The organism is Roseibium album, from assembly GCF_001404515.1.
In the GTDB taxonomy this organism is placed as follows: Bacteria; Pseudomonadota; Alphaproteobacteria; order Rhizobiales; family Stappiaceae; genus Roseibium; species Roseibium album.
The window spans coordinates 19,837-45,050 of sequence record NZ_CXWE01000009.1 but is presented as its reverse complement, the minus strand read 5'-3'; the positions used below and the strand labels follow the sequence as shown (position 1 = coordinate 45,050).

Annotated in this window: 24 protein-coding genes and 1 tRNA gene; 6 read left to right on the top strand and 19 right to left on the bottom strand. The window is 56.2% G+C overall.

What is annotated here, in order from left to right; all coding sequences use genetic code 11:
- Nucleotides 1-45: 45 nt before the first annotated feature.
- The 9 genes from LA5095_RS26300 to LA5095_RS26260 all read right to left on the bottom strand — a co-directional run bounded on the left by LA5095_RS26300 (nucleotide 46) and on the right by LA5095_RS26260 (nucleotide 7,415).
- Nucleotides 46-285, bottom strand: a complete 240-nt coding sequence (locus tag LA5095_RS26300; protein ID WP_082442916.1) for a GlsB/YeaQ/YmgE family stress response membrane protein — start codon at nucleotides 283-285, stop codon at nucleotides 46-48.
- Nucleotides 286-297: 12 nt separating this feature from the next.
- Nucleotides 298-651: an A1S_2505 family phage non-structural protein gene (locus tag LA5095_RS26295; protein ID WP_055120538.1), complete on the bottom strand. Its 354-nt coding sequence runs from the start codon at nucleotides 649-651 to the stop codon at nucleotides 298-300.
- 121 nt (nucleotides 652-772) lie between these two features.
- Nucleotides 773-1,021: a GlsB/YeaQ/YmgE family stress response membrane protein gene (locus tag LA5095_RS26290; RefSeq protein WP_055120536.1), complete on the bottom strand. Its 249-nt coding sequence runs from the start codon at nucleotides 1,019-1,021 to the stop codon at nucleotides 773-775.
- 27 nt (nucleotides 1,022-1,048) lie between these two features.
- On the bottom strand, nucleotides 1,049-1,504 hold the full coding sequence (locus tag LA5095_RS26285; RefSeq protein ID WP_055120534.1) for a hypothetical protein: 456 nt from the start codon (nucleotides 1,502-1,504) through the stop codon (nucleotides 1,049-1,051).
- A gap of 67 nt (nucleotides 1,505-1,571) precedes the next feature.
- Complete coding sequence (gene lpdA, locus LA5095_RS26280) at nucleotides 1,572-3,014, bottom strand: dihydrolipoyl dehydrogenase (RefSeq protein ID WP_055120799.1); 1,443 nt, start codon at nucleotides 3,012-3,014, stop codon at nucleotides 1,572-1,574.
- A 75-nt stretch (nucleotides 3,015-3,089) separates the two neighbouring features.
- Complete coding sequence (locus LA5095_RS26275) at nucleotides 3,090-4,412, bottom strand: pyruvate dehydrogenase complex dihydrolipoamide acetyltransferase (protein WP_055120532.1); 1,323 nt, start codon at nucleotides 4,410-4,412, stop codon at nucleotides 3,090-3,092.
- A 16-nt stretch (nucleotides 4,413-4,428) separates the two neighbouring features.
- Nucleotides 4,429-5,808: a pyruvate dehydrogenase complex E1 component subunit beta gene (locus LA5095_RS26270; protein WP_055120530.1), complete on the bottom strand. Its 1,380-nt coding sequence runs from the start codon at nucleotides 5,806-5,808 to the stop codon at nucleotides 4,429-4,431.
- Between the two features lie 14 nt (nucleotides 5,809-5,822).
- Entirely contained in the window at nucleotides 5,823-6,872 is a 1,050-nt protein-coding gene (gene pdhA / locus LA5095_RS26265) for a pyruvate dehydrogenase (acetyl-transferring) E1 component subunit alpha (protein WP_055120528.1), read from the bottom strand.
- Nucleotides 6,873-7,046: 174 nt separating this feature from the next.
- Nucleotides 7,047-7,415 carry an FtsB family cell division protein gene (locus LA5095_RS26260; RefSeq protein ID WP_082442915.1) on the bottom strand — a complete coding sequence of 123 codons (369 nt, stop codon included), beginning with the start codon at nucleotides 7,413-7,415 and terminating at the stop codon, nucleotides 7,047-7,049.
- Nucleotides 7,416-7,513: 98 nt separating this feature from the next.
- On the opposite strand from LA5095_RS26260, the gene LA5095_RS26255 reads away from it, so the two are divergent.
- On the top strand, nucleotides 7,514-8,164 hold the full coding sequence (locus LA5095_RS26255; protein ID WP_055120526.1) for a protein-L-isoaspartate(D-aspartate) O-methyltransferase: 651 nt from the start codon (nucleotides 7,514-7,516) through the stop codon (nucleotides 8,162-8,164).
- 27 nt (nucleotides 8,165-8,191) lie between these two features.
- On the opposite strand, the gene LA5095_RS26250 is transcribed toward LA5095_RS26255, so the two are convergent.
- The 3 genes from LA5095_RS26250 to LA5095_RS26240 are packed head-to-tail and all read right to left on the bottom strand — an operon-like array spanning nucleotide 8,192 to nucleotide 12,352.
- Nucleotides 8,192-8,488: a hypothetical protein gene (locus tag LA5095_RS26250; RefSeq protein WP_055120524.1), complete on the bottom strand. Its 297-nt coding sequence runs from the start codon at nucleotides 8,486-8,488 to the stop codon at nucleotides 8,192-8,194.
- A gap of 43 nt (nucleotides 8,489-8,531) precedes the next feature.
- Nucleotides 8,532-12,017 carry a transcription-repair coupling factor gene (gene mfd, locus LA5095_RS26245; RefSeq protein ID WP_055120522.1) on the bottom strand — a complete coding sequence of 1,162 codons (3,486 nt, stop codon included), beginning with the start codon at nucleotides 12,015-12,017 and terminating at the stop codon, nucleotides 8,532-8,534.
- Nucleotides 12,018-12,034: 17 nt separating this feature from the next.
- Nucleotides 12,035-12,352, bottom strand: coding sequence for a succinate dehydrogenase assembly factor 2 (locus LA5095_RS26240; protein ID WP_055120520.1), 318 nt, complete (start codon nucleotides 12,350-12,352; stop codon nucleotides 12,035-12,037).
- A 249-nt stretch (nucleotides 12,353-12,601) separates the two neighbouring features.
- On the opposite strand from LA5095_RS26240, the gene recG reads away from it, so the two are divergent.
- Both recG and LA5095_RS26230 read left to right on the top strand, forming a co-directional pair.
- Complete coding sequence (gene recG, locus LA5095_RS26235) at nucleotides 12,602-14,704, top strand: ATP-dependent DNA helicase RecG (RefSeq protein WP_055120518.1); 2,103 nt, start codon at nucleotides 12,602-12,604, stop codon at nucleotides 14,702-14,704.
- 16 nt (nucleotides 14,705-14,720) lie between these two features.
- Complete coding sequence (locus tag LA5095_RS26230) at nucleotides 14,721-15,119, top strand: hypothetical protein (protein WP_055404450.1); 399 nt, start codon at nucleotides 14,721-14,723, stop codon at nucleotides 15,117-15,119.
- On the opposite strand, the gene LA5095_RS26225 is transcribed toward LA5095_RS26230, so the two are convergent.
- Nucleotides 15,120-15,857 (bottom strand): DUF502 domain-containing protein, encoded by a 738-nt coding sequence (locus LA5095_RS26225; RefSeq protein WP_055120514.1) that lies wholly within the window; start codon nucleotides 15,855-15,857, stop codon nucleotides 15,120-15,122.
- A 144-nt stretch (nucleotides 15,858-16,001) separates the two neighbouring features.
- On the opposite strand from LA5095_RS26225, the gene LA5095_RS26220 reads away from it, so the two are divergent.
- Entirely contained in the window at nucleotides 16,002-16,394 is a 393-nt protein-coding gene (locus tag LA5095_RS26220) for a YbaN family protein (RefSeq protein ID WP_408010250.1), read from the top strand.
- Between the two features lie 64 nt (nucleotides 16,395-16,458).
- Here LA5095_RS26220 and LA5095_RS26215 read toward each other — a convergent pair whose 3' ends face one another.
- From LA5095_RS26215 to glmU, 3 genes are all read right to left on the bottom strand, one after another.
- A complete protein-coding gene (locus LA5095_RS26215) occupies nucleotides 16,459-16,896 on the bottom strand; it encodes a GNAT family acetyltransferase (protein ID WP_055120510.1) in 438 nt (145 codons plus the stop codon).
- A 3-nt stretch (nucleotides 16,897-16,899) separates the two neighbouring features.
- Nucleotides 16,900-18,726 (bottom strand): glutamine--fructose-6-phosphate transaminase (isomerizing), encoded by a 1,827-nt coding sequence (gene glmS / locus LA5095_RS26210; RefSeq protein WP_055120508.1) that lies wholly within the window; start codon nucleotides 18,724-18,726, stop codon nucleotides 16,900-16,902.
- A gap of 110 nt (nucleotides 18,727-18,836) precedes the next feature.
- On the bottom strand, nucleotides 18,837-20,195 hold the full coding sequence (gene glmU, locus LA5095_RS26205) for a bifunctional UDP-N-acetylglucosamine diphosphorylase/glucosamine-1-phosphate N-acetyltransferase GlmU (RefSeq protein ID WP_055120506.1): 1,359 nt from the start codon (nucleotides 20,193-20,195) through the stop codon (nucleotides 18,837-18,839).
- Between the two features lie 181 nt (nucleotides 20,196-20,376).
- Here glmU and LA5095_RS26200 point away from each other — a divergent pair, with 181 nt between their 5' ends.
- On the top strand, nucleotides 20,377-21,594 hold the full coding sequence (locus LA5095_RS26200; RefSeq protein WP_144436170.1) for a hypothetical protein: 1,218 nt from the start codon (nucleotides 20,377-20,379) through the stop codon (nucleotides 21,592-21,594).
- A gap of 64 nt (nucleotides 21,595-21,658) precedes the next feature.
- Here LA5095_RS26200 and LA5095_RS26195 read toward each other — a convergent pair whose 3' ends face one another.
- From LA5095_RS26195 to LA5095_RS26185, 3 genes are all read right to left on the bottom strand, one after another.
- Nucleotides 21,659-22,399, bottom strand: a complete 741-nt coding sequence (locus tag LA5095_RS26195) for a cytochrome c biogenesis CcdA family protein (protein ID WP_055120502.1) — start codon at nucleotides 22,397-22,399, stop codon at nucleotides 21,659-21,661.
- 152 nt (nucleotides 22,400-22,551) lie between these two features.
- Nucleotides 22,552-23,592, bottom strand: coding sequence for a TAXI family TRAP transporter solute-binding subunit (locus tag LA5095_RS26190; RefSeq protein WP_082442932.1), 1,041 nt, complete (start codon nucleotides 23,590-23,592; stop codon nucleotides 22,552-22,554).
- 220 nt (nucleotides 23,593-23,812) lie between these two features.
- Nucleotides 23,813-24,106, bottom strand: coding sequence for a hypothetical protein (locus tag LA5095_RS26185; RefSeq protein ID WP_055120498.1), 294 nt, complete (start codon nucleotides 24,104-24,106; stop codon nucleotides 23,813-23,815).
- A 372-nt stretch (nucleotides 24,107-24,478) separates the two neighbouring features.
- On the opposite strand from LA5095_RS26185, the gene LA5095_RS26180 reads away from it, so the two are divergent.
- Nucleotides 24,479-24,554: transfer RNA gene (locus tag LA5095_RS26180), tRNA-Lys, on the top strand.
- The last annotated feature ends 660 nt before the right edge of the window (nucleotides 24,555-25,214 follow it).

The following is a 25,214-nucleotide window of genomic DNA, read 5'->3' as shown; positions in this document are numbered from 1 at the left end:
AATCGTCTTGCCCCCGATACCTTTTTGTTTGTTTCGTCGATATTGTCACTTGAATACCTTTTTCCAGACAAACAGAAACAAGACTGAACCGACGATAGCGACGATCAACCTGTCAATCATGCCTCCGGCCAGATTGAGGTTGAGGATTGAAGCCAGCTCACCACCAATGAGGGCGCCGATCAATCCGACCACGAGGCTCCCCAGAAAACCGCCGCGGCTGTTCAGGACACGATGCGCAACCGCTCCGGCGATCAGGCCTATTATTGCTGAAATTATCAGCCCCATACCTATTTCCTCTCAGGAATCATTGACCCAGGACGCAGTCAGAAGAATGTTGTTCGGTATCCCCAAGCGCTTCAACGTCACCCGGAGTTTTTCGGTCGAGTGCCCTGCCAACCCAGTTCCGACTGGCGTCAGGTGAAACGTGACATGGGGATGCGTGCGCGCATATTCAACGAAGCGCTCGATTGAAGGCTCTATCTGATGCCATTCCAGAAGTTCAAGGCGTTCCCCCTTAGTCGGGATCGCGTATGCGTCTCCCGTCCGCCCCTCGCCAATTCCTTGTTGCGCACCGAAGTGCTTTTTTGCGTAGAGTGCGGCGCCCTTTCCGTGCCGCCCGGCCCTGTTTGACCCAACAACAAAGACTGCCAAATCAAAGTCTCCTCGATGAAGGCAGGTTTATCCGCAATCAATTCGGCAAGGCGTTCCGCGTTTTGCGCGAACGCGTTGCCAGATTTTTGATTCAAACGGGAAAGAAACGCAAGTGCGCAACTTAACCCAGAAACCTGGCGATCAGTACAACGACAACCGCTCCGATCGCGGCAACCACGATTTCATTCACATAGGCATTGCCGAGGTTGATGTTGATGCCGGCGAACTTGAAAATGAACCCGCCAACAAATGCACCGATAACGCCTGTGAGCAGGTAGCGAATAATGCCACCACCGCCAACGAGGAAACTCGCCAGCCACCCGGCGATTACTCCGATAGCGACCCAGATCAGAATTGCCTTTGCATCCATGACATTTCCCCCTCTCGTTCCGTCTTCCTAATCAGGACCGTGCTCGGCCCTATTGAGAACATCAGTGTAGCTAAAGGAAGACTCTTCACAACTCACGGAGGCTACTTCGACCGTCATATTCTTGAAAAAACTGCTCGGCTTTGGAAATTCGAGCCCAAAAACGGTGCCTTCATGCAAGACGCATTTGGCCGTCACCTTGCGTTTGCCTGTCCTCAGCTTCACATCGATGAAGTGGTCACCATCCCTGAAGCGCCCGTTGAATCGCAGACCGGGTTCCATCCGATAATATCGAAAGCAAGGTATGCGGCCATGCGATTGACGTTCGACGAAATAGCGTTGGGAAAGTTGTTTGCGTGCGAGATCAGCCATATCGGCCGGCATCCAGTTCAATGCCGCCTCAAGCGTCATCGCTTCGTGCGGTTTGAGCGACCAGCTCCCCTCAAAAGTTACGAACTTGAGTCCATCGAGGAGATAGGTAAACACGTGAACGCCTCCGTGAAAGAGCAAGGTTGCCCCGACTTGCCAAGTCGGGACAACCCGCACATCCTTGTCACATGTTCAGTGCACGGCCATAGGCGTCCAGCACGGACTCCTTCATCATCTCTGACAGTGTCGGATGCGGGAAGACCGTGTGCATCAGGTCTTCTTCCGTGGTTTCAAGGTTCATTGCAACGACATAACCCTGGATGAGTTCGGTGACTTCGGTGCCGACCATGTGTGCGCCAAGCAGTTGTCCTGTCTTGGCGTCAAAAATCGTTTTCACGAGCCCTTCCGGTTCACCAAGCGCAATCGCCTTGCCATTGCCGATGAACGGGAAACGGCCCACCTTGATGTCGTATCCGGCTTCTTTCGCCTTTGGCTCCGTCAAACCGACAGAAGCCACCTGCGGATGGCAGTAGGTGCATCCCGGGATCATGGACTTGTCCATGGCATGAACGTCCTTGCCGGCGATCTTTTCGACGCAGATGACACCTTCGTGCTCAGCCTTGTGCGCAAGCATCGGCGGTCCGGCGACATCACCTATGGCGTAAATTCCTGGAACGCTGGTGCGTCCATATCCATCGATCACAACGCAGCCCCGGTCGGTTTTCACGCCGAGTTCCTCGAGCCCGAGGTTTTCGATATTGCCGACCACACCGACAGCTGAAATCAGTTTGTCGGCCGTCAGGTCCTGTTTCTTGCCGTCCTTGGTCTCCACGGTCGCAGTTACGCCATTCGCGACCTTCTTGACTTGAGACACCTTGGCCTCGAGCAGGAACTTGAGGCCCTGTTTTTCCATCTGCTTCTTGGCAAGAGCAGAGATTTCCGGGTCTTCAACCGGCATGATCGTCGGCATCATCTCGATGACCGTCACATCGGCGCCCATGGTCTTGTAGAAAGACGCAAATTCGATACCGATGGCACCCGACCCCATGACAATCAGGGACTTAGGCATTGCTGGTGGCACCATTGCCTCAAAATACGTCCAGATGTCCTTGCCATCGGGTTCGATACCCGGAATGACCCTCGGGCGGGCGCCGGTCGCCACAATGATGTGCTTCGCTTTGTAAACACCCTCACCCTTCGTGCCTTTCGGCACAGGATGTTGAGGTTCCATTGCCTTCTTGGACGTTTTGGAAACGGTGACCTCACCGGCTTTCGACACCTTGCCTTCGCCCCAGATGACGTCGACCTTGTTCTTCTTCATCAGGAAGCCGATACCGGCATTCAGCTGGCCGGAGACGCCGCGTGAGCGCTTGACGACTGCGGCGGGATCAAAGGAGATCTTTTCGGCAGACAGGCCATAGTCCTTGGCGTGCTGCATGTAGTGGTAGATTTCAGCGGACCGCAGCAGAGCCTTGGTTGGAATACAGCCCCAATTGAGGCAGATGCCCCCCATATGCTCGCGTTCGACGATCGCTGTCTTGAGACCGAGTTGTGCGGCCCGGATTGCAGTCACGTAACCACCCGGCCCGGAGCCGATGATGATCACATCGTAGTTTGTATCAGCCATGGTGTTTTCCCCGGCGAAAGAAGAAGTCATCACTCAAAAACGGCGCGGCGTTGCCGCCGCGCCGGAGAGCATGGATCAAACCAGCATGCTCATCGGGTTTTCAATGTAGCCCTTGAACGCTGCGAGCAATTCCGCCCCCAGGGCACCGTCAACACAGCGATGATCGGTTGACAGCGTCACCGTCATGACGGTCGCAACCGCCAGGGCGTCGTTCTTGACAACGGGTCGTTTCTCACCCGCGCCGACCGCCAGGATCGTCGCATGCGGCGGGTTGACGACGGCCGAGAAGTCTTTCACGCCCATCATGCCCATGTTTGAAACCGCAGTCGTACCGCCCTGGTACTCTTCCGGCTTCAGCTTGCGTTCCTTTGCCCGTTTGCCGAGATCTTTCATCTGGTTGGAAATGACGGACAAAGGTTTTTCTTCCGCCGCGCGAATGATCGGAGTGATCAAGCCACCCGGGATCGAGACTGCGACACCGACATCGGCATGCTTGTGCATGACCATGTTTTCGTCGGTCCAGGAGACATTTGCATTGGGAACATCACGCAACGCCAGGGCAAGGGCCTTGATGGTCATGTCGTTGACCGAAAGCTTGTAGGCGGGCTTGCCTTCCTTGTCCGTTGCCGCGGCACCATTGAGCTGAGCGCGCAATGACAGGAGCGCATCCAGTTCCACATCCACGGAAACATAGAAATGCGGAATTGTCTGCTTGGACTCCGTCAGGCGTTTGGCGATCGTCTTGCGCATACCGTCATGCGGCACGAGCTCGTACGAATCCTCGTCGAAGAGCTTGAGAACCTGATCTGCGGACGGCCCGGTTGCCGGTGCAGGCGCAAAGGCAGCCTTCGGAGCTTCGGCTGCAGGGGCAGCTTTCCCGGTGCCTGCGGCAATGGCGGTTTCAATGTCCCGTTTGACGATCCGGCCATGTGGACCGGTGCCTGACAGTGCCTTGAGATCAAGACTGTTCAACTTCGCCAGACGCCGTGCAAGGGGCGATGCAAAGATACGGGCACCATCGGCGGCGACGGGCGCTGGGCCTGCCGGCGCCGGTGTTGCCGGTGCAGCAGTAGATGCCGCTGCTGCCGGCACCTCGGCGGCCGCTGGTGCTTGAGCCGCACTACCAGCGGACGTATCAATGGAACCGGCATCCTCGCCGTCTTCAAGAAGCACGGCAATCAGCTCATTGACCTTGACGCCTTCGGTGCCCTCCGGCACGACGATCTTTCCGACCGTGCCTTCGTCAACCGCTTCGACTTCCATCGTTGCCTTGTCGGTTTCGATTTCGGCGATGACATCGCCGGACGAAACCTGATCGCCTTCCTTGACCAGCCATTTGGCCAGGTTGCCCTCTTCCATGGTCGGAGAAAGGGCCGGCATGGTGATATTAATTGGCATATCCGTCTCCCTCGCCTCAGGCTGTGTAGGTCACGGCCTTGACCGTTTCGATGACTTGCGAAACGCTCGGCAACGCGAGCTTCTCGAGATTGGCCGCATAGGGCATCGGAACGTCCTTGCCTGTGACGCGCATGATGGGCGCATCGAGATAGTCGAATGCCTGTTCCTGGACCTGATAGGCGATTTCCGAAGAAACAGAGCACATCGGGAAGGCTTCCTCGATCGTCACGACCCGGCCCGTCTTGCGAACAGAGGCGAGAACCGTTTCGATGTCGAGCGGACGAATAGTGCGCAGGTTGATGACCTCGGCAGAGATCCCCATGCCGGCCAGTTCGTCCGCGGCCTGCAACGTGTAGGTCATGCCGATACCCCAGGACACCAGTGTGACATCGGTGCCACCGCGCTCGATCTTCGCCTTGCCGATCGGCAGGACGAAGTCGTCCACATCCGGAATTTCGAACGAGTGTCCGTAAAGAATCTCGTTTTCCAGGAAGATGACCGGGTTCGGGTCACGGATGGCTGCCTTGAGCAAACCCTTGGCGTCGGCTGCGGAATAGGGCTGTATCACCTTCAGTCCGGGCACGTTTGCATACCAGGACGCATAGTCCTGCGAATGCTGCGCACCCACGCGGGCGGCCGCGCCATTGGCTCCCCGGAATACGATCGGAGCACCCATCTGGCCACCGGACATGTAAAGCGTCTTGGCGGCCGAATTGATGATCTGGTCGATTGCCTGCATGGCGAAGTTGAACGTCATGAACTCGACGATCGGTTTCAGTCCCGCCATAGCGGCCCCGACACCGAGGCCGGTAAATCCATGCTCGGTGATGGGCGTGTCAATCACTCGCTTGGCGCTGAACTCGTCGAGCAGGCCCTGGGTGATCTTGTAGGCACCCTGGTATTCGGCGACTTCCTCACCCATGACGAAAACGTCCGGATCGCGGCGCATTTCTTCAGCCATCGCATCACGCAATGCTTCACGCACGGTAGAGCTTTTCATCTGTGTTCCGGCCGGGATTTCCGGATCTTCCGCAGGTTCGGAGACGACAGGCGCGGCTGGAACAGCAGACGCCGCCGGCGCACTCGGCTCTGCCGCCGGGGCTGGAGCCGCGACCGGTGCAGAGGCTGACGCATCGATTGCGCTCGCGTCTTCGTCTTCACCGATGAGAACGGCAATCTTCTCATTTACCTTGACGTTGTCCGTTCCTTCCGGAACCAGGATCTTTCCAAGAGTTCCCTCGTCAACCGCTTCGACTTCCATCGTCGCCTTGTCGGTTTCGATTTCGGCAATCACATCGCCAGCAGTAACAGCATCGCCCTCGGCCTTGAGCCATTTGGCAAGCTTGCCCTCTTCCATTGTCGGCGAGAGCGCCGGCATCAAAATATCAATCGGCATATTGTCCCCCGGCGTTACAGCAAGATATCGGTGTAGAGTTCAGACGCATCCGGTTCCGGATCGTTCTGAGCAAATTCCGCTGCTTCGGCGACCCGGGCACGCACATCCTTGTCGATGGCCTTCAGGTCGTCCTCGCTTGCCCAGCCTTTTTCAATCAGACGGCTGCGGACCTGCTCGATCGGGTCGTGCTCGGTTCGCATCTTCTGGACCTCGTCCTTGGAGCGGTACTTCGCCGGGTCGGACATGGAGTGGCCCCGGTAGCGGTAGGTGATCATCTCCAGGATGTAGGGACCCTTGCCGTTCCGGCACCAGGCCAGCGCCTTTTCGGAGGCCGCCTTGACGGCGCGCACATCCATGCCGTCAACCTGCTCGCCCGGAATACCGAAGGACGCGCCGCGTTGGGAGAGATCGGTTGTTGCAGAAGCACGGCTGATGCTTGTGCCCATGCCGTATTTGTTGTTCTCGATCACGTAGACAACCGGCAGCTTCCACAGTTCAGCCATGTTGAAGCTCTCATAGACCTGCCCCTGGTTGGAAGCACCATCGCCGAAGAAAGCCATCGAGACATTACCGTTTTCACGATACTTGTTGGCAAAACCGAGTCCGGTTCCAAGCGAAACCTGCGCACCGACGATACCGTGACCACCGTAGAAATGCTTCTCCTTGGAGAACATGTGCATCGAGCCGCCCTTGCCTTTGGAAAGGCCGCCTCGCCGTCCGGTGAGTTCCGCCATGACGGCACTCGGTTCCAGATCCATCGCCAGCATGTGGCCATGGTCACGGTAGCCGGTGATCATCTGATCCCCGTCTTTCTTTGCCATCTGCATACCGACGACGACAGCTTCCTGCCCGATATAAAGGTGACAGAACCCGCCGATGAGGCCCATGCCGTACAATTGGCCGGCTTTTTCCTCAAATCTGCGGATCAGAAGCATTTCGCGGTAAGCGTGGAGTTCTTCGTCCTTGTCGAACTCGGCGATTGCAGGCTTCGCTTTCTTGGCGGAGCTGCGGGTCCGGCTGGCGCTCTTGGAGCGAGCGGGAGTGGTCTTTGATGCTGTGGCCATAACCCTCTTCTCGGCGTGACGTTTCCCCTAAGACAGGTAGCTGCAACTTATCCTGTTGCGCCTGTCAATCCAATCTATTCAATATGGGGAGTTGAAGCGATTTAAATAACTGTAAAAAATAACAAAAATAGTGTTTAACTATATTATTGTTAATCTCAAGAAATAAACTGTTTTTCAGTTTACATTGTAGCGATGCCCGGGACGAAGCACGACGAGTTCGTTGGTATGCACGAGGTTGAGATTGAGCCGGGCACGTTCATCAAGCATATCCGGATCGAGGCTTTCGGGCCGCAGCAGTCCAACACGAGCGACGAGCTCCTGTCGCTCAGCCGTCAGAAGCTCAAGCTCTGATTCCAGTTCGGACACCTGACGCTCGATCATAGCTCGCCCGACCATACCGAGTTCACCGCTCATGGCATGGAAGCCGAAATACCCCAACGCGGCAATCGCGATTGCAGGCGTGACAAGGCGGCGAATGAAGGATTGTTTTCGCTGACGGGTAGCTGCTCTGGGCACTCTATGGGACCTTAACGCTGAACTCATGGCCTCTTCGTTTCACCACTATGCGGAGTTAGGCTTAATAGAGTCTTGAAGCAGCCCTTCAATTGCACGCAATATCCACGATGGCTTGAGGCACGGGCATGGACCGATTTGCAGAAAACAGGGAAAACATGGTTCTGCGTCAGCTTGAAGGTCGTGGTATTCGAGATGGGAGAATTCTGGCTGCAATGCGCAAGGTTCCCCGGCACCGGTTTGTTTCTCAACGGCTGCAGGATCATGCCTACCGTGACATGCCGCTGGCCATCGGCCATTACCAGACAATCTCCCAGCCGTACGTCGTTGCCCTGATGTGCGAACTGTTACAGCTCTCTGAAACCGACACAGCGTTGGAGATCGGGACCGGGTCCGGCTATGCAGCCGCTGTTCTTTCCCAATTGTGCGAGAAGGTAATCACCATCGAGCGCATTCCGGAACTCACGAACAAGGCAAGGTCTACACTTGTCGAGGCCGAAGTTCCGAACGTAGAAGTCCATTGCTGCGATGGCAGCCTGGGTTTTCCTGATCAAGCACCTTATGATGCGATCCTTGTCTCGGCTGGCGCCCCAACGACACCGGATTCGCTAATGCAGCAACTCAAACCAGGCGGCCGCCTGGTTATTCCAGTCGGCACCACACAATCCCGTCAGGACCTTCTCCGGATCAGGAGAACTTCGGAAACCTCGTTCGAAACGGAAAACCTTGGCGGTGTCGCTTTTGTGCCGCTGATTGGTGAGATGGGTTGGGCAAACTAGGAACATTCGCTCAAACCAGCTCGATTTTCATGGAGCGATGTCTTCAAAGTATCCGATTGGAAACCACACGCCACGAAACACCATCGGTTTCATATTCGGAACAACATGATTTTGGTCCAGATCGTCAATCTTCACAGCTCTTTTGAATACTGAAGGAGTTGGTGGCTTGTTGCCTTTGAACGGACCATGCTGCAACAAGAAAAATGCGTCTTTATCGCTTTCCGCAGTTATTCCAACACCATATCGGCAGGTCGCTGGGATTGCATTTTGATCGGAATCCGCAAATTCAAACCAAAATGTTGTCAAATTTGGGTTCTTTATCAAAGCAAACCTCTCGCATCTCGCTTCTAGGTGGTCAATTCTTCCCCTACGCAGCTGCCAGTTTCGACAGCTTCGTCAAGATTGTGGCCGTGCCCTTAAGCCGCGAATCTGTCTTTTCCCAGTCCCGGGTCAGCACAACACGCTGATCCGGACGGATCTTGGCAAGAACCCCCTGCTCGGCGATATAGGAGACGAGACCGGCCGGATTGGCAAACTCGCTGTTACGGAAAGCAACGACGATGCCTTTCGGCCCCGCATCCACCTTCTCCACATTCGCCTTGCGGCACAGCCCCTTGATATAGACGATCTTCAACAGGTGCTGGACCTCTTCGGGCAACGGGCCGAACCGGTCGATCAGTTCCGCACCGAAAGCATCGATCTCCTCGGCCTCCGTGACATCGCCCAGCCGTCGGTAGAGTTGCAGGCGCAATTGCAGGTCGGCGACGTAGTCGTCCGGTATGAGCACAGGCGTACCGATGTTGATCTGCGGCGACCATTGCTCCTCGCCGAAATCGGCACCGCCATCCTTGAGCTGAGCCACCGCCTCTTCCAGCATCTGCTGATAAAGTTCGAATCCGACTTCCTTGATATGCCCTGACTGCTCTTCACCGAGCAGGTTCCCTGCCCCGCGAATATCCAGATCGTGGCTGGCAAGCTGAAAACCGGCGCCAAGCGTTTCGAGCGACTGCAGGACTTTCAGGCGCCGTTCCGCTGTTGCCGTCAGCGTCTTGTTGGCCGGGACCGTAAAGAGCGCATAGGCCCTGGTCTTTGACCGGCCGACACGGCCGCGCAACTGGTAGAGCTGTGCCAGACCGAACATGTCCGCGCGGTGAACGATCAGCGTGTTCGCGGTCGGAATGTCCAGTCCCGATTCGACAATCGTGGTGGACAGGAGAACGTTGTATTTGCCCTCGTAAAAGGCGTTCATAACGTCTTCAAGCTCACCCGGTGGCATCTGGCCATGAGCTACAGCAACCTTCAGCTCCGGTACCTGCTCTTCCAGGAATGCAAGCCGGTCGGCAATATCCGAGAGCCTCGGACAAACGTAAAAGCTCTGCCCACCGCGATAGTGCTCCCGAAGCAGAGCTTCGCGCACTACCAGCGGATCGAAGGGCGACACGAAGGTCCGTACCGCAAGTCTGTCGACCGGCGGTGTTGCGATAAGCGACAGCTCACGGACACCGGTCAGCGCCAGCTGCAGCGTACGCGGGATCGGTGTGGCTGAAAGCGTCATCACATGGACGTCGGACTTCAGTTCCTTCAGCCGTTCCTTGTGCTTGACCCCGAAATGCTGCTCTTCGTCGATAATCAGGAGCCCGAGATCGCGGAACTGGATCGATTTCCCCAAAAGCGCGTGCGTTCCGACCACGATATCGATTGACCCGTCGGCGATACCCTTCTTGGTCTGGGTCAGCTGCCTCGTCGGCACAAGTCTTGACGCGTGACCGATATTGATCGGAAGGCCGTGAAAACGTTCACAGAAGGTCTTGTAATGCTGACGCGCAAGCAACGTCGTTGGAACAACAACAGCGACCTGGCGTCCCGACATTGCGGCGAGGAACGCCGCACGCAGTGCCACCTCCGTCTTGCCGAAACCGACGTCGCCGCAGATCAGCCGGTCCATCGGCCGGCCGGAGGCCAGGTCGTCAAAGACCGAATCGATGGCGGTAAGCTGATCGTCGGTTTCCTCGTAGGGAAATCGCGTCGCGAATTCGTCATAAACCCCGTCCGGCGTTTCGACCACGGGCGCGGTCTTCAAGGCGCGCGCGGCGGCCGTCTTGATGAGGCCGTCGGCGATTTCGAGAATACGTTTCTTGAGCTTCGCCTTCCGCGCCTGCCAGGCGCCACCACCGAGCTTGTCCAGCTGGGCTTCCTGATCTTCCGAGCCGTAGCGCGACAGAAGTTCGATGTTTTCCACCGGAAGGTAGAGCTTGTCACCACCCGCATATTGCAGTTCCAGGCAATCGTGCGGCGCCCCCACGGCCTCGATGGTCTTCAGCCCGACGAACCTGCCTATGCCGTGTTCGACATGGACAACAAGGTCCCCTTCGGAGAGGCCTGTGGCCTCCGTGATGATATTTGCACCCTTGGACTTACGGCGGGACTTGCGCACCAATCGGTCGCCGAGAATGTCCTGTTCGCCGACAAAGGCAACCTCCTTCAGCTCGAAACCGTGTTCGATGCCCAGCACACACAATGCGGAGGTTTTGTCTGGAAGCTGTTCCGCTTCCCTCAGCGTGTCGACCTCCTGCACGGAACCGAGGCCGTGATCGCTCAGGATCTGTCCCAGACGGTCGCGAGACCCGTCTGACCAGCAGGCGATCACCGTTCGTTTGCCTTCAGACTGAAGATCTCGCACATGCGTTGTCAGGGCGTCGAAAATATTGACGTCTCCTGCAGCACGTTCCGCGGCGAAACTGCGGCCCTGCCTGCCTGCCAGCTCAATAACGATTTTGCCGGTTCCCGGCGGTGGCGTGAATGGATCGAGCGCCGCGCTGGCCCGATCCGCAATCGCGGACACCCATTCGCCTTCTGAAAGGTAAAGTCTCTCGGGCTCGATCGGCATGTAGGGCACAGTGCCGGAACTGGTCCCCAATTCCCGTGCGTCCTGACGCGCCTTGTAGTGCTCCGCAATCTGCTCTGTACGCTCGCGAACAGCGTCCGCTGCGTTTGTGTCGAGAACGATGGGCGTATCGCCGATATAGTCGAAAAGCGTTTCAAGTCGTTCGTGGAACAACGGCAACCAGTGTTCCATGCCCGCGTATCGCCGACCGTCACTGATCGACTGATAGAGCACATCATCACGGCTGGTCGCGCCAAAGCTTGCAAGATATGACCGGCGGTATCTTGAGATTGCCTCGTCTGAAAGTACAACTTCACTCATCGGAACAAGATCAAGCCGCTTGAGCTGCTTCGACGTACGTTGTGTTTCGGCATTGAAAGAGCGAATTGATTCCAGCGTATCGCCAAAGAAATCGAGCCGGACCGGTTCTTCGGATCCCGGCGCATACAGGTCGATGATGCCGCCGCGAACCGCATATTCACCCGTTTCCCGGACCGTCGGCGTACGGGAGAACCCGTTCATTTCCATCCAGCCGGAAACAGCTGTCATGTCGACCTGGTTGCCGGGCGCCATCGAAAATGTCTGTTCGGCCATGAACCCGCGTTCCGGCATCCGCTGAACCGCAGCATTCAGCGTTGTCATCAGGACCGTCTTTCGGCCGCCCTGTATTCCACGCGCCAGCATACCGAGCGCCAGCAATCGCCTGGCGCTGATCGACGGGTTTGGCGAGACCCGGTCATATGGCAGACAGTCCCAGGCGGGCAATTGCAGGATCTCGACGTCGGGCTCGAAAAACGCCAGCGCCTCGCTGACCATGGCCATGCGGGTCGCGTCGCGTGCCGCGAACACCAGTGCAAGACCGTCATTCTTGCTTTCCGCAAGCAGTCTGGCGAGCGCATAGCTTTCAGCACCATCGGGAACACCGGCCAACGTGACGTTGGTCTGGTCTTTGAGCAGGCTGTCAAACACAGCAAAACGTCCTGTTGTTATTTGGCGAAACCGGCCGGGCCGGCCACATCGTGATAGGCAATTATACGTCGGTAAAGCGGACCGTCCCATTCCGCCGGCAAAGGCTTGCGCCCGGTCATCCAGGCATAAAGGTCCTGATCGGGCGCGGTCAGAAGATGTTCCAGTTCCAGGAGCTCATCTTCCGAAAGATGGTCGATTTCAGCATTGGCGAAGCCCCCCAGAAGCAAGTCCATTTCCTTCATGCCCCTGTGCCAGCAGCGGAACAGTATCCGCTTGCACCGGGGATCGCGGTCTTGCTGTATGGGCTCTTCTGTGCTGCCTGTCGGATTGGACATGAGTGGCCTATCTGAAAATGAGCCGGCAGGGACTGGAGACGGGGTGTCTCTACAGATTGCCGACCCGGTGTGAAATCGTGACGGTTATATAACGCTGCAAAAGAAGATTGTCAGCGCTTTCTCGACTTTGAATGCAGTTATTTGTTCACATATTGTTCTACCTGTTGCACCGATCGTTCGCTTCATGGCAAAACAGACACTGTGTTCCAACAAGTGAGCACTGCAAAAGGATAGGTCCTTTAGGAAAAGATGCGCCCGCCGATCCTCGACCCGCTGTTTGCCCCCGTCTCAACACTGCCCGGGATCGGACCCAAGATCGCCAAGCTGGTCTCGGGCCTGGTTGGTGGCCAGCCGGACAGGGACGCGACGGTTTCGGATCTTCTGTTCCACATACCGCACAATCTTATTGACCGGCGGCACCAGCCGGGAATTGCCTACTCAGAAAGCGGTGACATCGTCACCCTTGATGTCACGATCGGCCGGCATCAGGCACCACCCAGAAACTCCAAGGCGCCCTACAAGATCCCGGCCCATGACGAGACCGGCGAGATCAGTTTCGTATTCTTTCATCCACGCAGGGACTGGCTGGAAAAGACATTCCCCGAAGGTGAGCGGCGTATAGTGTCGGGCAAGGTCGAATGGTTCAACGACCGCCCGCAAATGGTACACCCGGATTATTCGCTCAAGCCGGAAGAGGCCGCCGAAATGCCCTCGATCGAGCCCGTCTATCCCTTGACGGCCGGCCTTGCATCCAAAACGCTTCAGAAAGCCATGCGCGCCGCTCTGGAACGTGTTCCGAATCTTCCTGAATGGCTCAACGATGCGCATCTGCGTCAGACTGGTTGGCCGGACTTTCGCGATGCCTTGCAGACGCTGCACATGCCGAAAGAGCGCCAGGACATGGAACCGCAATCAATCTACATGCAACGGCTGGCCTATGACGAGCTGCTCGCCAGTCAGCTCGCGCTAGCGATGGTCAGGGCCAATATGCGCCTGCTCGGCGGTACCGCCCGAAAACCGGACGGCGCCTTGCAGCAGAGCGTCATCGATGCCCTTCCCTTTCATCTGACGGACAGCCAGTCAAATGCCATCAGGGAAATCAACGAGGACCTCGCAGAACCTACCCGGATGCTAAGGCTCCTCCAGGGCGATGTCGGTTCCGGAAAGACTGTTGTCGCCCTTGCAGCGTTGGCCCAGGTGATCGAAACAGGTGCTCAGGGCGGCCTGATGGCACCGACAGAAATCCTTGCGCGCCAACACTACGCCTCGATGACGCCGCTGTGCGAGAAGGCCGGCATCCGTCTCGCGCTGATGACGGGCAAGGACAGCCAGAAGCAACGACGCCTGCTCCAGGAAAGACTGGATGCAGGGGAAGTCGATCTCGTGGTCGGAACCCATGCGCTTTTTCAGGGCTCCGTATCGTTCAAGAACCTTGGCATGGTCGTTGTTGACGAACAGCACCGTTTTGGCGTCCACCAGCGGCTGGCCCTCTCGGGCAAGGGCCAGGGGGTCGATGTCCTGGTGATGACCGCAACTCCCATTCCGCGCACGCTCGTCCTGACCTGTTTCGGCGACATGGATGTTTCCCGCCTCACCGAAAAGCCTGCCGGACGCAAACCGATCAGGACCGTCTCCGTGTCGCTCGACCGTCTGGACGAAATCATCTCGCGCGTGGGCGCGGCTATATCCGAGGGTCAAAAAGTCTACTGGGTGTGCCCGCTTGTCGAGGAATCGGAAAAGATCGACCTCGCAGCCGTTGAAGACCGACACCGCGTTCTGGAGCACGCGCTAAGACAACGCATTTCTTTGGTGCATGGCCGCATGGGCGCGGACGAAAAGGACAGTGCAATGTCCGCCTTCAAAAACGGAGAAACAAAGGTACTTGTTGCCACAACGGTGATCGAGGTCGGGGTCGACGTTCCAGACGCGACCATCATTGTCATCGAGCATGCCGAGCGTTTCGGCCTTGCCCAGCTTCACCAGCTCCGCGGACGGGTCGGGCGCGGTGACAAGCCATCATCCTGTGTCCTGCTCTACAAGGGCCCATTGGGCGAAACTGCTGGCGCACGCCTCAACATCATGCGCGAAACCAATGACGGCTTCCTGATTGCCGAAGAGGATCTCAAGCTGCGAGGAGGAGGTGAAATCCTTGGTACCCGCCAGTCAGGCACACCTGGTTTCCGCATCGCGCGGGCGGACGAGCACGCCGATCTTATGGAAGTCGCCCGCGACGACTCGAGGCTCATCCTGGAAATGGATCCGGAGTTGAAGTCCGAGCGCGGCGTGGCGCTTCGATGCCTGCTATACCTGTTCGGCAGGGATGCCGCGATCAGGTTGTTGAGAGCGGGTTGATCGTCGGGAATTTTTTGTGAAACACTGGTCTGAGATCGTATTTCAGGAGCCGGTATTGATTTCCAGAGATGAAGCGCGGGCAATCGCGCAAAAACGCATTGATACCTGGAATGCTAGCAACGCAGATTTCGTAGCACGGCTTGATGTAGATTTACCTGTATGTGTTTTGTTCGAAGCGCCTTTGGCAGAAGGCGCTGACAGGCTGTCGGCAATCAAGGCGATCCGAAACTCCATCGGCTGCGGTCTGGCCGACGCCGCACAGAAGGTTGAGCTATGCTTTCTGGGCGCAAGACCGACAATCGATTGCCGAACCCGCGCGCACGCGATTGATCTCGCATCTGAGCTCAACGGAATGAATATCCTCGCAAAACAGTTACCCGATGAAGAAACCTTCAAAGCCGATTGTCACGATTGATCAGGCACTCTCCCTGTTCCGGATCTCTTCCAGTTTTTCCGGTTCGGCAATGACATCTTCCAGGATATCCGGAAGATCAGGACTGACAAGACCCGCCGAAATGACCAGTTTCGCCGCGTCTTCAACACCCATGCTGAGTTCGATGATGTCTTCCTTGGGCACGAAGAGCAGGAAGCCGGATGTCGGGTTGGGTGTCGTCGGCAGGAAAACGGAGACTGTCTTTGCCGTGTCTTTCAGACGCTTTGCGACTTCTCCTTTGGTTTCCGTCGAAATGAAGACGATAGCCCAGAGCCCCTTGCGCGGATATTGGACAAGTGCCGCCTTGGTGAAGCTGTTTCCGCGTTCATCAAGCACTGTCTCAAATATTTGCTTTAAGCCACTGTAAATATTGCGAACAAGCGGCATTCTTCCGACCACGCCTTCGCCGAAAGATATCATGCTCCGCCCCAGGAAATTCGCCGCGAGGAATCCGACGATCGTCAGAACGAAGATCGCAACGATCAGTCCGAAGCCGGGTACAGGAAACGGCAGGTAGGTTTCTGGATTGTAGACCTTGGGCACGAAGGGCTTCACCCAGCCGTCAACCCACTTGATAAAGGTCCAGGTCAACCAGAGTGTGATACCGATCGGGCCGGTGATCACGAGGCCGGTCAAAAAATAGTTTCGCAGGCGAGTTGCCGCACCCGGCCGATGGCCTATGATCGACGTGTCATCTGATTTATGTTTATTGCGGCTCATGGATGCAACCTGACTAGGGTCCTTTTGAGTACTCGTCTTACCGTGTAACACACACTAGATAATTATCTTTATCTCGGTGCGGTATCCTTGGCTTGACTTATTTTTCAGCGATATACCCTAAAAATGCCGATTGCGGAGGCAGGATTGCGGCGGATCACATTCAAACTTCTGGGAACCGGATGTGTAGGCATCGGAATCGCCGGCGCTTTTCTGCCGCTCCTACCGAGCACAATCTTTTTCATCATGGCCGCCGCCTGCTTTGCCAAGTCCTCTCCTGCCCTTGAAGCGAAGATACTCGATCACCCTGTATTCGGTCCGCCGGTGATCGCATGGCGGGAGCATGGTGCCATTCAGCCAAAGGCAAAGGTGATTGCGATCATGGGCATGATATTCGGATATGCAATGTTCTACTGGTCCGCTTCGCCTGCCCTCTGGCTCGCCGTGATCGTGGCTCTCTTCATGATCGGCAGCGCGGCCTATGTGCTTTCCCGCCCCTCCGGACCCAAGGCACAGACCCCGGGTGCATCGCCAGGTTAATGTTGGGGCATTGAAAGTCGGGCTGCTGGCACACCAACAAACAACAGACGCAGCAGGGACAAGATCAATCGTCCGGAATAAGGCGTTTTCCAAGCGGCATCGCAGCGTCCTGTGAAAACCCCAGATCCTCGTAAAAACGCAGTACGGCCTCATTGTCGCTTCGTACGAACAGATTGATTTTGGGGCAACCGATTTCCAGCAGAAATGTTTCGCAATACTCCATCAGCTGCTTGCCAAATCCCCGCCCCTGAAACTCGGGATCAACCGCCAGGTAATAGACAGATCCCCTGTGACCGTCATAGCTTACCATCACCGATCCCACGACACGCTTTCCGACAAGAAGAACAGGAAACCTGCCGTTCCTGTCGGTAAGTTTCCTGTCGATATCCTTGCCCGGATCGTTCCAGGCGCGCACAAGCCCGCACTTGGTCCAAAGTGCCAATACGTCTTGCCGGAATTGTTCTTCGAAGGGCACGATTGCCGTTTCATCTTCAACAGACATCTGTCATTCCACCGTCACCGACTTTGCCAGGTTGCGCGGTTGGTCGACATCCGTTCCCATGAAGACAGCCGTGTGATACGCAATCAGCTGCACAGGCAAGGCATAGATAATAGGCGCCACGATGTCGGACATGTCCGGCATAATCACCGTGTTTTCAGCCGCTCCGCCGCTTTCCTCCGCGCCCTTGCGATCTGTGATGAGCACGATCCTGCCGCCGCGAGCAGCCACTTCCTGCATGTTGGAGACGGTTTTTTCGTAGATCGAGTCATACGGTGCGATGACAAAGACCGGCATATTCTCGTCGATCAGAGCAATCGGGCCGTGCTTCAGCTCACCGGCGGCGTAACCTTCCGCGTGGATGTAAGAGAGCTCCTTCAGCTTGAGTGCACCTTCGAGCGCAAGCGGGTAGTTTGTCGAGCGGCCGAGATAAAGAGCATTGTCCGCTTTGGACAATGGCTGCGACAGTTTCTCGATTTCGCTTTCTGCGGCAAGTGCTTTCAAGGCCAGGCTCGGAATTTCGGTAAGTTCCGAAACGAGTTCCTGCTCGCGTTCGGCCGACAATACGCCGCGCTCCCTGCCGGCCTGAAGAGCAAGCGCAGCCAGCACCGCAAGCTGACAGGTGAAGGCCTTGGTTGACGCGACACCGATTTCCGGTCCTGCAATGGTCGGATAGACCATATCGGCCTCCCGCGCGATCGTGCTCTCCGGCACATTCACCACGGCACCGATCGCTGCACCGTTCTCCTTGCAGTACCGCAACGAAGCGAGCGTATCTGCGGTTTCTCCCGATTGTGAAATGAAGAGCGCCGCATCATTCCCGCTCACAGGGGTCTCCCGGTAGCGAAACTCGCTGGCAATATCGATTTCGACAGGCAGGCGGGCGTATTTCTCGAACCAGTACTTGGAGACAAGACCGGCAAGGTAGGCCGTTCCACAAGCTGAAATAAGCAAACGGGATAGCTTGTTGAAATTGAGCTTCTCTGCACCGGCGACGTTCGCCGTGTTGGTGGTGTAGTCGAAATAACGGGACAAGGTGTGCCCGAGCACTTCCGGCTGCTCATGGATTTCCTTGGCCATGAAGTGCTTGTAGTTGCCCTTGTCCATAAGGCTGGAGGTGACCGACGATTTTGCCTCGGGACGCTCGACCGGTGAGTTGTCGCGATCGAAAATCTGAACCCCATCACGCGTCAGGACTGCCCAGTCCCCTTCATCCAGATAGGTGATCCGGTCGGTGAAGGGAGAAAGGGCGATCGCATCCGATCCGAAGAACATTTCTCCCTCACCGTGACCGATAGCCAGTGGTGATCCCTTTCGTGCACCGATCATCAGGTCGTCCTCACCTGCAAAGAGCAATGCAAGCGCAAATGCGCCCTTCAGACGCGGAAGGGTCTCCGCGACCGCCTCCCTGGGAGACAATCCCCTCGTCCGCGCAAGGTCGATCAGATGTGCAACTACTTCCGTATCGGTATCGGTGCTGAGCACGGCACCTGCGCCAACGACTTCGTCACGCAGTTCAAGATAGTTTTCAATGATACCGTTGTGGACGAGTGCCACCGATCCTGCCTGATGCGGATGCGCATTGGACAAGGTCGGAGCTCCGTGGGTCGCCCAACGGGTATGGCCGATGCCGGACGTTCCGGAAAGTGGTGACCGTTCCAAAGCGGCCTCAAGATTGCGCAACTTGCCTTCGGCCCTTCGGCGCACGAGGCCGCCATCGATCAGCGTCGCGACGCCGGCAGAATCATAGCCTCGATATTCCAGGCGTTTCAGTGAATCGACAATGCGCGGGGCAGCTTCAATATTTCCCAGAACACCAACAATGCCACACATTGAAAAATCCTTCTCAAATCATCGAAAACTGCCCTCCTTTAGACGAGGGAACACTTCCAATGGAAATAAATACGTGTTTCAGAAAATGACAGAACCGGGTCGCGAACTCCTTACCTGGACTTCGCATCCTTTTCGCTCTGCAACCTGCTTCGCAGCTGCGCGGCCTTGCCTTCCTTGACGATCTGTCTCGATCTTCCGAACGCCATCGCATCTCCTGGAACATCATCCGTGATGACGCTGCCGGCAGAGACAAACGCGCCGGCATTCAATTGCACCGGTGCCACCAGCGTGGAGTTGGACCCGACAAAACACCCCTCGCCGATCTCCGTTCGGTGTTTGAGATATCCATCGTAGTTGCAGGTGATCGTTCCGGCGCCAATGTTGGATCCGGAGCCAATGGTGGCATCGCCTATATAGCTGAGGTGATTGGCCTTGGCCCCTTCCCCGAAGGTTGCGTTTTTGACTTCAACAAAATTGCCGACCTTGGTCTTTGCACCAAGGACGGCTCCGGGACGCAAACGCGCATATGGACCGACAACGCTTCCGCTTCCAACGTCTGCCCCTTCAAGATGGCTGAAGGCACGAATAGTGGCACCCGAAGCAACTTTCACGCCGGGAGCGAACACGACGTTCTGTTCGACTGTCACACCCGTTTCGAGAATCGTGTCATGCGAGAAAAACACGGTATGCGGTGCCAGAAGCGTGCACCCGTTTTCCAGGGCGGCAAGACGCATCCGGTTCTGGAAATCTTCCTCGCACGACGCCAGCTGGGCTCTGGTGTTGATACCTTGTGTTTCCACTTCGGAGCCGGCAACGGCAACAACCTTCAACCCTCGCTGATTTGCAATCTCGACAGCGTCGGTCAGGTAGAATTCGTTTTTGGCATTCTTGTTGCCGACACTTTCCATCAGGGCGAGTGCATGTGCGCCCGAGAATCCCATGATGCCGGAATTGCAGAAGGTTGTTTTCCGTTCTTCTTCCGAAGCATCCCTTTCCTCGCGGATAGCAACGAGCCTGCCATCATCGATGAGAAGACGGCCATACCCGAGTGGTTCGGGAGTTTCGAACCCGAGCACGACGAGATCTGCTCCTTCCGCCAATTGCCCGCGTACTTTTGAAATGGTCCCGGATGTGACGAGCGGTGTATCGCCGAAAATCACCACAACATCATCTGCCGCGTCTTGCAAATCCGATTTGGCGGCAAGCGTTGCATGCGCGGTTCCAAGACGTTCTGCCTGGACATGGCAATGTGCCGTCGGCATCAGTTCATGCACCAAAGATTCGAGATTCGGCATATCGGGACCGGTAATGACGGAGACGCGTTCCGACCCGGCTTCCTCGAGCGCTTTCAAAACATGACCCACCATCGGCAGGCCACCAATCTGGTGAAGGACCTTGGGCATGTCCGACTTCATCCGGGTCCCCAGACCTGCGGCAAGTACAATTGACAGGCAAGTGCGTGCGGTCATGAAAATTCCATCTTTAACAGTGCGCGTGCAAGACCAACGGGCGGACCTCTATATGCCCCGATCCACAGAACATTGAAAGATCTGACCGGTAGGGCATTTCCGTTTTTGTTTCGTTAACCATAATGAACCTCAGATGCAGTATCGTTATTCAGATTCGCCATCAGGATCCGGAAAAGACGCCTTGTTCGAACCACAGGCCCCAAAAACGAAACGCGCAGTTGTCCGGGACACGTTCACGTCTCCGCGGATCGGTATGCTGTCGTGGGCTTTTGCTGCCATCCTGATGGGCACAGTCGGAGTTGCTTCCTATCAGTTCAGCGGTGGATCCTTTTCACCGGGAATGGTTTCGGGTGTGGCTCCCGCCGGAATGCGCCTTCCCGACAACGGCAGTGTCGAGACGACGGCGTCGATCGGAATCAACAATCCTGTCGCAGTAATGAACTTGCCCGGGAGCCAACAGCGTGGCGTCGCGTCAAGCATAGAGCAAAGCCAGATCGAAGTTCTTCAACGGGAAGTTGTCGGGTTGCGCAGACGTCTGGTGGCGCTGTCGGAGCAAAACCTGATCTATTCCAGACGCATTGCAGCTCTCGAGCAGGAAGTTGCCAGAACCAAGCTCGCTTACGCCGGCAAAACCACATCCGCAGAAGAATTGGCTGCCATCCAGGAAGTTGTCCCCCGCCCGGGAATTGTCGTGACAAAAACACCTCGGAAACCTGCGATCGCGAAGCACGAGCCAGCCATGCCTTCGGCAAAACCGACATCGAATTCGGTGGGCCAGGTTCAGAAGAACCTGAACTCAGATCCGATGAAGACTGATCATGCAAAGGCGGAGCCCGTTCCCAAGGCGCAGACTGACGTTTCCCGACATCTTCCTCCGCCAGAAACCATTCCGGCTCCTGAACTCGGCACCGAAGAACCGGTGCGGATCATCACACAATCCAAAAATGAAAGCGCACCCTTGACGACGGCGTCCATACCGACGGTCGTTGACCAAGAAACTGAGACATTCAACGAGATCCCGACGCGCTCAGGACTCGCACCCAAAGTGGTCACACCTTCGGACCCCGCCGGTCAGATCCGCGGTGGTGGCGACAGCCAGATAAAGCGCAGCGATTTTGGCGCCGTCATCGGCCACTACAGGACCAGCGCCGGTGCGGCGAAGGCCTGGGCGGATTTCAAGGAACAGAATGAGGATCGTATGCGGGATCTTCGCCCTCTGATCAGGGAGCGGCAAGCACCTGAAGGCGGCGTCGCACTGATGATAGGCCCGTTCGCAAACGCCGCGGACGCTTCTGTCGCCTGCTTGCGCCTGCTGGATACGACCGAGGTGTGCCGACCTGCCCTTTATGCAGGCGACCCGCTGGTGACCGCCGCCGAATTCAGGGATAGCGCGTTTTGATCACGCGCCTTGGCTCGCTGTAAAAAAGACAATCGAACAACGCTCATCCCTGAAGTATCGCTCCTCAGCCGACCGCCTGAAGCACGGGAAAGGTCTCCAGGAGCCAATAGGACATGCTCGCCATATGCCCGCTCAGGAACAGAATTCCTGTCAGAACCAGCACACCGCCCATTGCCTTTTCAACCGCTCCCATGTGCTTGCGGAACCGTTTCATGAAACCGAGAAACGGTCCGGCGAATAGGGCCGCCAGTAGAAAGGGAATACCAAGCCCGATCGCATAGGCACTCAGCAACAGAGCGCCCTGCCCGACCGTGTCTTCAGTACCGGCGACAAACAGGATCGCTGCCAGGATCGGACCGACACACGGGGTCCAGCCAAATCCGAAAGCAAGGCCGATGACATAGGCCCCGAGAGCTCCTGCCGGTTTCTTTTCGACGTGAACGCGCGCTTCCTTGTAAAGAAGACCGATGCGGAAAACGCCAAGGAAGTGAAGCCCCATGACGATAATCGCCGCTCCGGCGATATATCCGAAATAGTCGAGATAACCTCTGATGAACTGACCAAGGAAACTCGCGGTCGCTCCCAAAATGACGAAGACGGTCGAAAACCCGAGCACAAAGAAAACAGCGCTGAAAAACACCCTGCGCGACGCCGTTTGATCTTCGTCATCTTCTCCGGTCAACTGATCGAGCGACACGCCGGCCAGGAAACCGAGATAGGGCGGAACAAGCGGAAGCACACAAGGAGACACAAAAGACAAAACCCCGGCAAGCAGGGCCCCAATTATCGTCACGTCCTGGATCATTTGTACTTCCGGCCTGGTTCAATGTGATTCCGGTATAGACCGGTCAGCTTCAGATGCATTGATTTAGCTCCAACACGCACGATCACAAAGACAAAATCCGCTCACCTTTTGGAGAGCAGATCGATATGAAGACCGTGAACCGGCAGATGCAATCAATCAGCCGGCAACAAACCCTGACTTTGAAAATACTTCAATGCGCCAGGATGAAGCGGCGCGGCAGCCTCGAACGCGACCATGTCTTCACGGGTCAGGCGGTTCAACGCCGGATGCAGCGTTGAAAAGTTTTCGAAATTGTCATGGACGGCCGCGACGAGTGTCGCAACGATCTCGTCCGGCATTTCGACCGAGGTCACCACGGTGGCAACCACCCCGAATGACCCGACAGGTTCGGCGAGACGGTAAAGACCCGCGGGTATGGTCGCCGCCATGTAGTAGGGTTCCTCTTCGACAAACGCATTGACGTCGTCACTTTCAATACCGATCAGGCGGATATCGCACAGATCCTGCGTCTCCTCGATCAGGGCGGCAGGATGGCCGATCAACGCAAAATAGGCGTCGATCTGGTCGCCGCACAGGGCTTCTGCGAGTTCGGAACTGCTGCGGTTTGTAAAGTTTTCCCGATCCGCATCCGTCCAGGCCAGTTGACCGACCAGGGCATTCCAGGAAGCTGCCGACCCGGACCCCTTGCTGCCGGTACTGATCTTGGCGCCTTTCAGGTCCTCAAAGGAGCGAAAGGCGGATCCGGCCCTGACCACAATGGTTGCGACCTCAGCATGGAGAGAAAAGACCGTTCTGAGATCTTCAAAGGCTCCGGCGTCATCGAACACCGACGTTCCGAGAAAGGCATGATGCTGCCAGTCCGACTGGGCAAAACCGAAATCGAGTTCACCGGACTTGATCTGCTTGATGTTCGAAATGGAACCGAGTGAAGATTCCACGGAGCAGCGCACACCGTGCTCTGCTCTGCTCTCGTTGACGATCTTGCAGGCCGCAATTCCCGATGGATAATAGACACCGGTCACGCCGGCGGTTCCAATCGTTACGAACTGTTGTTCGTCTGCGTAGCCGAACCCGAACTGGAAGAATACGAATACTGCGCTCACACTTGCCAGAAACCGGCGGCGGATCAAACTGGAAAGCTGATCGCAACTCAACGCGGAGAGCAGCTTGTTTGTGAATTTCGACAGACGCATGAGGTACGACACCTGATCACAAGGCCAACACCGGACGGCTTGACTGCTGTTACGCATAACAAAGCTGCCGGACATTGACCAGCAGGCTTCACGGGAACTGGCTGCATTGCAGGGACAGGACTTCAACAGAATCAAAAAAGGCGCCTGAGCGCCCCGGACAGTTTCATCACCCTGGTCAAATGCTCCGGCCCCCAACCCATGGCCGAACACATTTGGAAATTCAGTTTGATCTGCCTCCCCGGATAACCTCGAAAAGCATGCCTTTCAGCTCTTCATCGCAATCCCCGTCCCGAAGGCCCTGGCGCCACTGATCCAGGATCAACCGCAGACCGAGTGTTTCGCGATTGTGGGGAAGTTCACCGATAAAGGCCGCAAAGAACGCATCAAGCTGTTCGCGGTCAATCACACCTTGATCGATAAGTCCGTGAATCAGCGTCATCGTTGCCGCTATGTGGCCCTTGACGAAATCGAACTCGACCGAGTTCGTGTGTGTGTCTATGGGTGTCGAGTGCATGTAACCTCTCTGGTTACTGGTGAAGGTACATCACAAAACTATATTGCGCTACCTGACAGTTTTTGCAGGAGAATGATCTTTATTTTCTTAATAACGAACATACTGAACAAAGATTCATAGAATAGAGTGAACTGACTGTAAATTATACTACCAATCGGTATTCATAAATCATTATTTATACTCATGAGAACATTTATCTAGCCAAATTTACCGTTGTCAAATCAAGTCGAATGCTGAAACCTGCCAGTTATCCGCCATGCTGTTGAAAAAATGAAATTTGCCTCTTGCAATGTCCCCTATGTCGGCATAAACACACGCCACCAACGCGGCGGCGCAACACACAAAGCGCTCGACTGCACCGGAATTTGGTGAGAGCCGATAGCTCAGCTGGTAGAGCAACTGACTTTTAATCAGTAGGTCCAGGGTTCGAGCCCCTGTCGGCTCACCAAAAATTCCACATAAAAATCAAGCTAGTACCATTTTGCCTCAGGAAACTGGATTAGGCCGTGTAAAGCCCAAAAGGCCTCACTATTCACACGTGTGAAATTTTGCTTCGCTCTAGGCTTATCATTGGCATTCACACCGTTTCTGGTCCGGGCTCATGCGGCTTTTCGGGTTCAGATCAGTAAGGCCGCAAAGCCGCTCAGTGCCAGGTCTTCAGGCCAATGCCGAACATCTGGACGGATTCTGAGAGCCGGCGCAACTGCTCTTGCGCGATCGCATGATGATCTTTGAACCGCGTCCATATCGACCAGCGCTTACCACGATATCTTGCCCTCGGCGAAGTGTTCGGACATCCAGCCAGAGCCGATCTTGATGTTCTCGGTAGATCCGCCCTTGATGACCACAGCGTTGTCAACCGCGTGGGATATTCCGGCTCGCTCCGGCATGTCGCTCGAGTTTGGGATTTCAAGGCAGACTTCGGGACTTCAGACACTGCACTAGGGACTGTTCTGGCGGCTCAAAACGCTCAGTCCACCGCTTTGTGTTTGGCTAGATGCTGTCCCTAAACCGGAATCGAAAAAGCCCCTGTCTCCGCAAATCGTGTCTTCTGCCAAGAAACCCCCTTTGAGTGTCTTGCAGCGAATGACCGTAGCGGGCCTGGGAA

What these genes read in the sequence shown, in the direction of transcription:
- glmU (WP_055120506.1), bottom strand. Translation starts at nt 20,195, where the DNA reads ATGACCGCACGCACTTGCCTGTCAATTGTACTTGCCGCAGGTCTGGGG.
- recG (WP_055120518.1), top strand. Translation starts at nt 12,602, where the DNA reads ATGCGCCCGCCGATCCTCGACCCGCTGTTTGCCCCCGTCTCAACACTG.
- lpdA (WP_055120799.1), bottom strand. Translation starts at nt 3,014, where the DNA reads ATGGCTGATACAAACTACGATGTGATCATCATCGGCTCCGGGCCGGGT.
- LA5095_RS26240 (WP_055120520.1), bottom strand. Translation starts at nt 12,352, where the DNA reads ATGTCCAATCCGACAGGCAGCACAGAAGAGCCCATACAGCAAGACCGC.
- LA5095_RS26185 (WP_055120498.1), bottom strand. Translation starts at nt 24,106, where the DNA reads ATGCACTCGACACCCATAGACACACACACGAACTCGGTCGAGTTCGAT.
- LA5095_RS26215 (WP_055120510.1), bottom strand. Translation starts at nt 16,896, where the DNA reads ATGTCTGTTGAAGATGAAACGGCAATCGTGCCCTTCGAAGAACAATTC.
- LA5095_RS26260 (WP_082442915.1), bottom strand. Translation starts at nt 7,415, where the DNA reads ATGAGTTCAGCGTTAAGGTCCCATAGAGTGCCCAGAGCAGCTACCCGT.
- LA5095_RS26270 (WP_055120530.1), bottom strand. Translation starts at nt 5,808, where the DNA reads ATGCCGATTGATATTTTGATGCCGGCGCTCTCGCCGACAATGGAAGAG.
- LA5095_RS26225 (WP_055120514.1), bottom strand. Translation starts at nt 15,857, where the DNA reads ATGAGCCGCAATAAACATAAATCAGATGACACGTCGATCATAGGCCAT.
- LA5095_RS26255 (WP_055120526.1), top strand. Translation starts at nt 7,514, where the DNA reads ATGGACCGATTTGCAGAAAACAGGGAAAACATGGTTCTGCGTCAGCTT.
- pdhA (WP_055120528.1), bottom strand. Translation starts at nt 6,872, where the DNA reads ATGGCCACAGCATCAAAGACCACTCCCGCTCGCTCCAAGAGCGCCAGC.
- glmS (WP_055120508.1), bottom strand. Translation starts at nt 18,726, where the DNA reads ATGTGTGGCATTGTTGGTGTTCTGGGAAATATTGAAGCTGCCCCGCGC.
- LA5095_RS26190 (WP_082442932.1), bottom strand. Translation starts at nt 23,592, where the DNA reads ATGCGTCTGTCGAAATTCACAAACAAGCTGCTCTCCGCGTTGAGTTGC.
- LA5095_RS26290 (WP_055120536.1), bottom strand. Translation starts at nt 1,021, where the DNA reads ATGGATGCAAAGGCAATTCTGATCTGGGTCGCTATCGGAGTAATCGCC.
- LA5095_RS26300 (WP_082442916.1), bottom strand. Translation starts at nt 285, where the DNA reads ATGGGGCTGATAATTTCAGCAATAATAGGCCTGATCGCCGGAGCGGTT.
- LA5095_RS26195 (WP_055120502.1), bottom strand. Translation starts at nt 22,399, where the DNA reads ATGATCCAGGACGTGACGATAATTGGGGCCCTGCTTGCCGGGGTTTTG.
- LA5095_RS26275 (WP_055120532.1), bottom strand. Translation starts at nt 4,412, where the DNA reads ATGCCAATTAATATCACCATGCCGGCCCTTTCTCCGACCATGGAAGAG.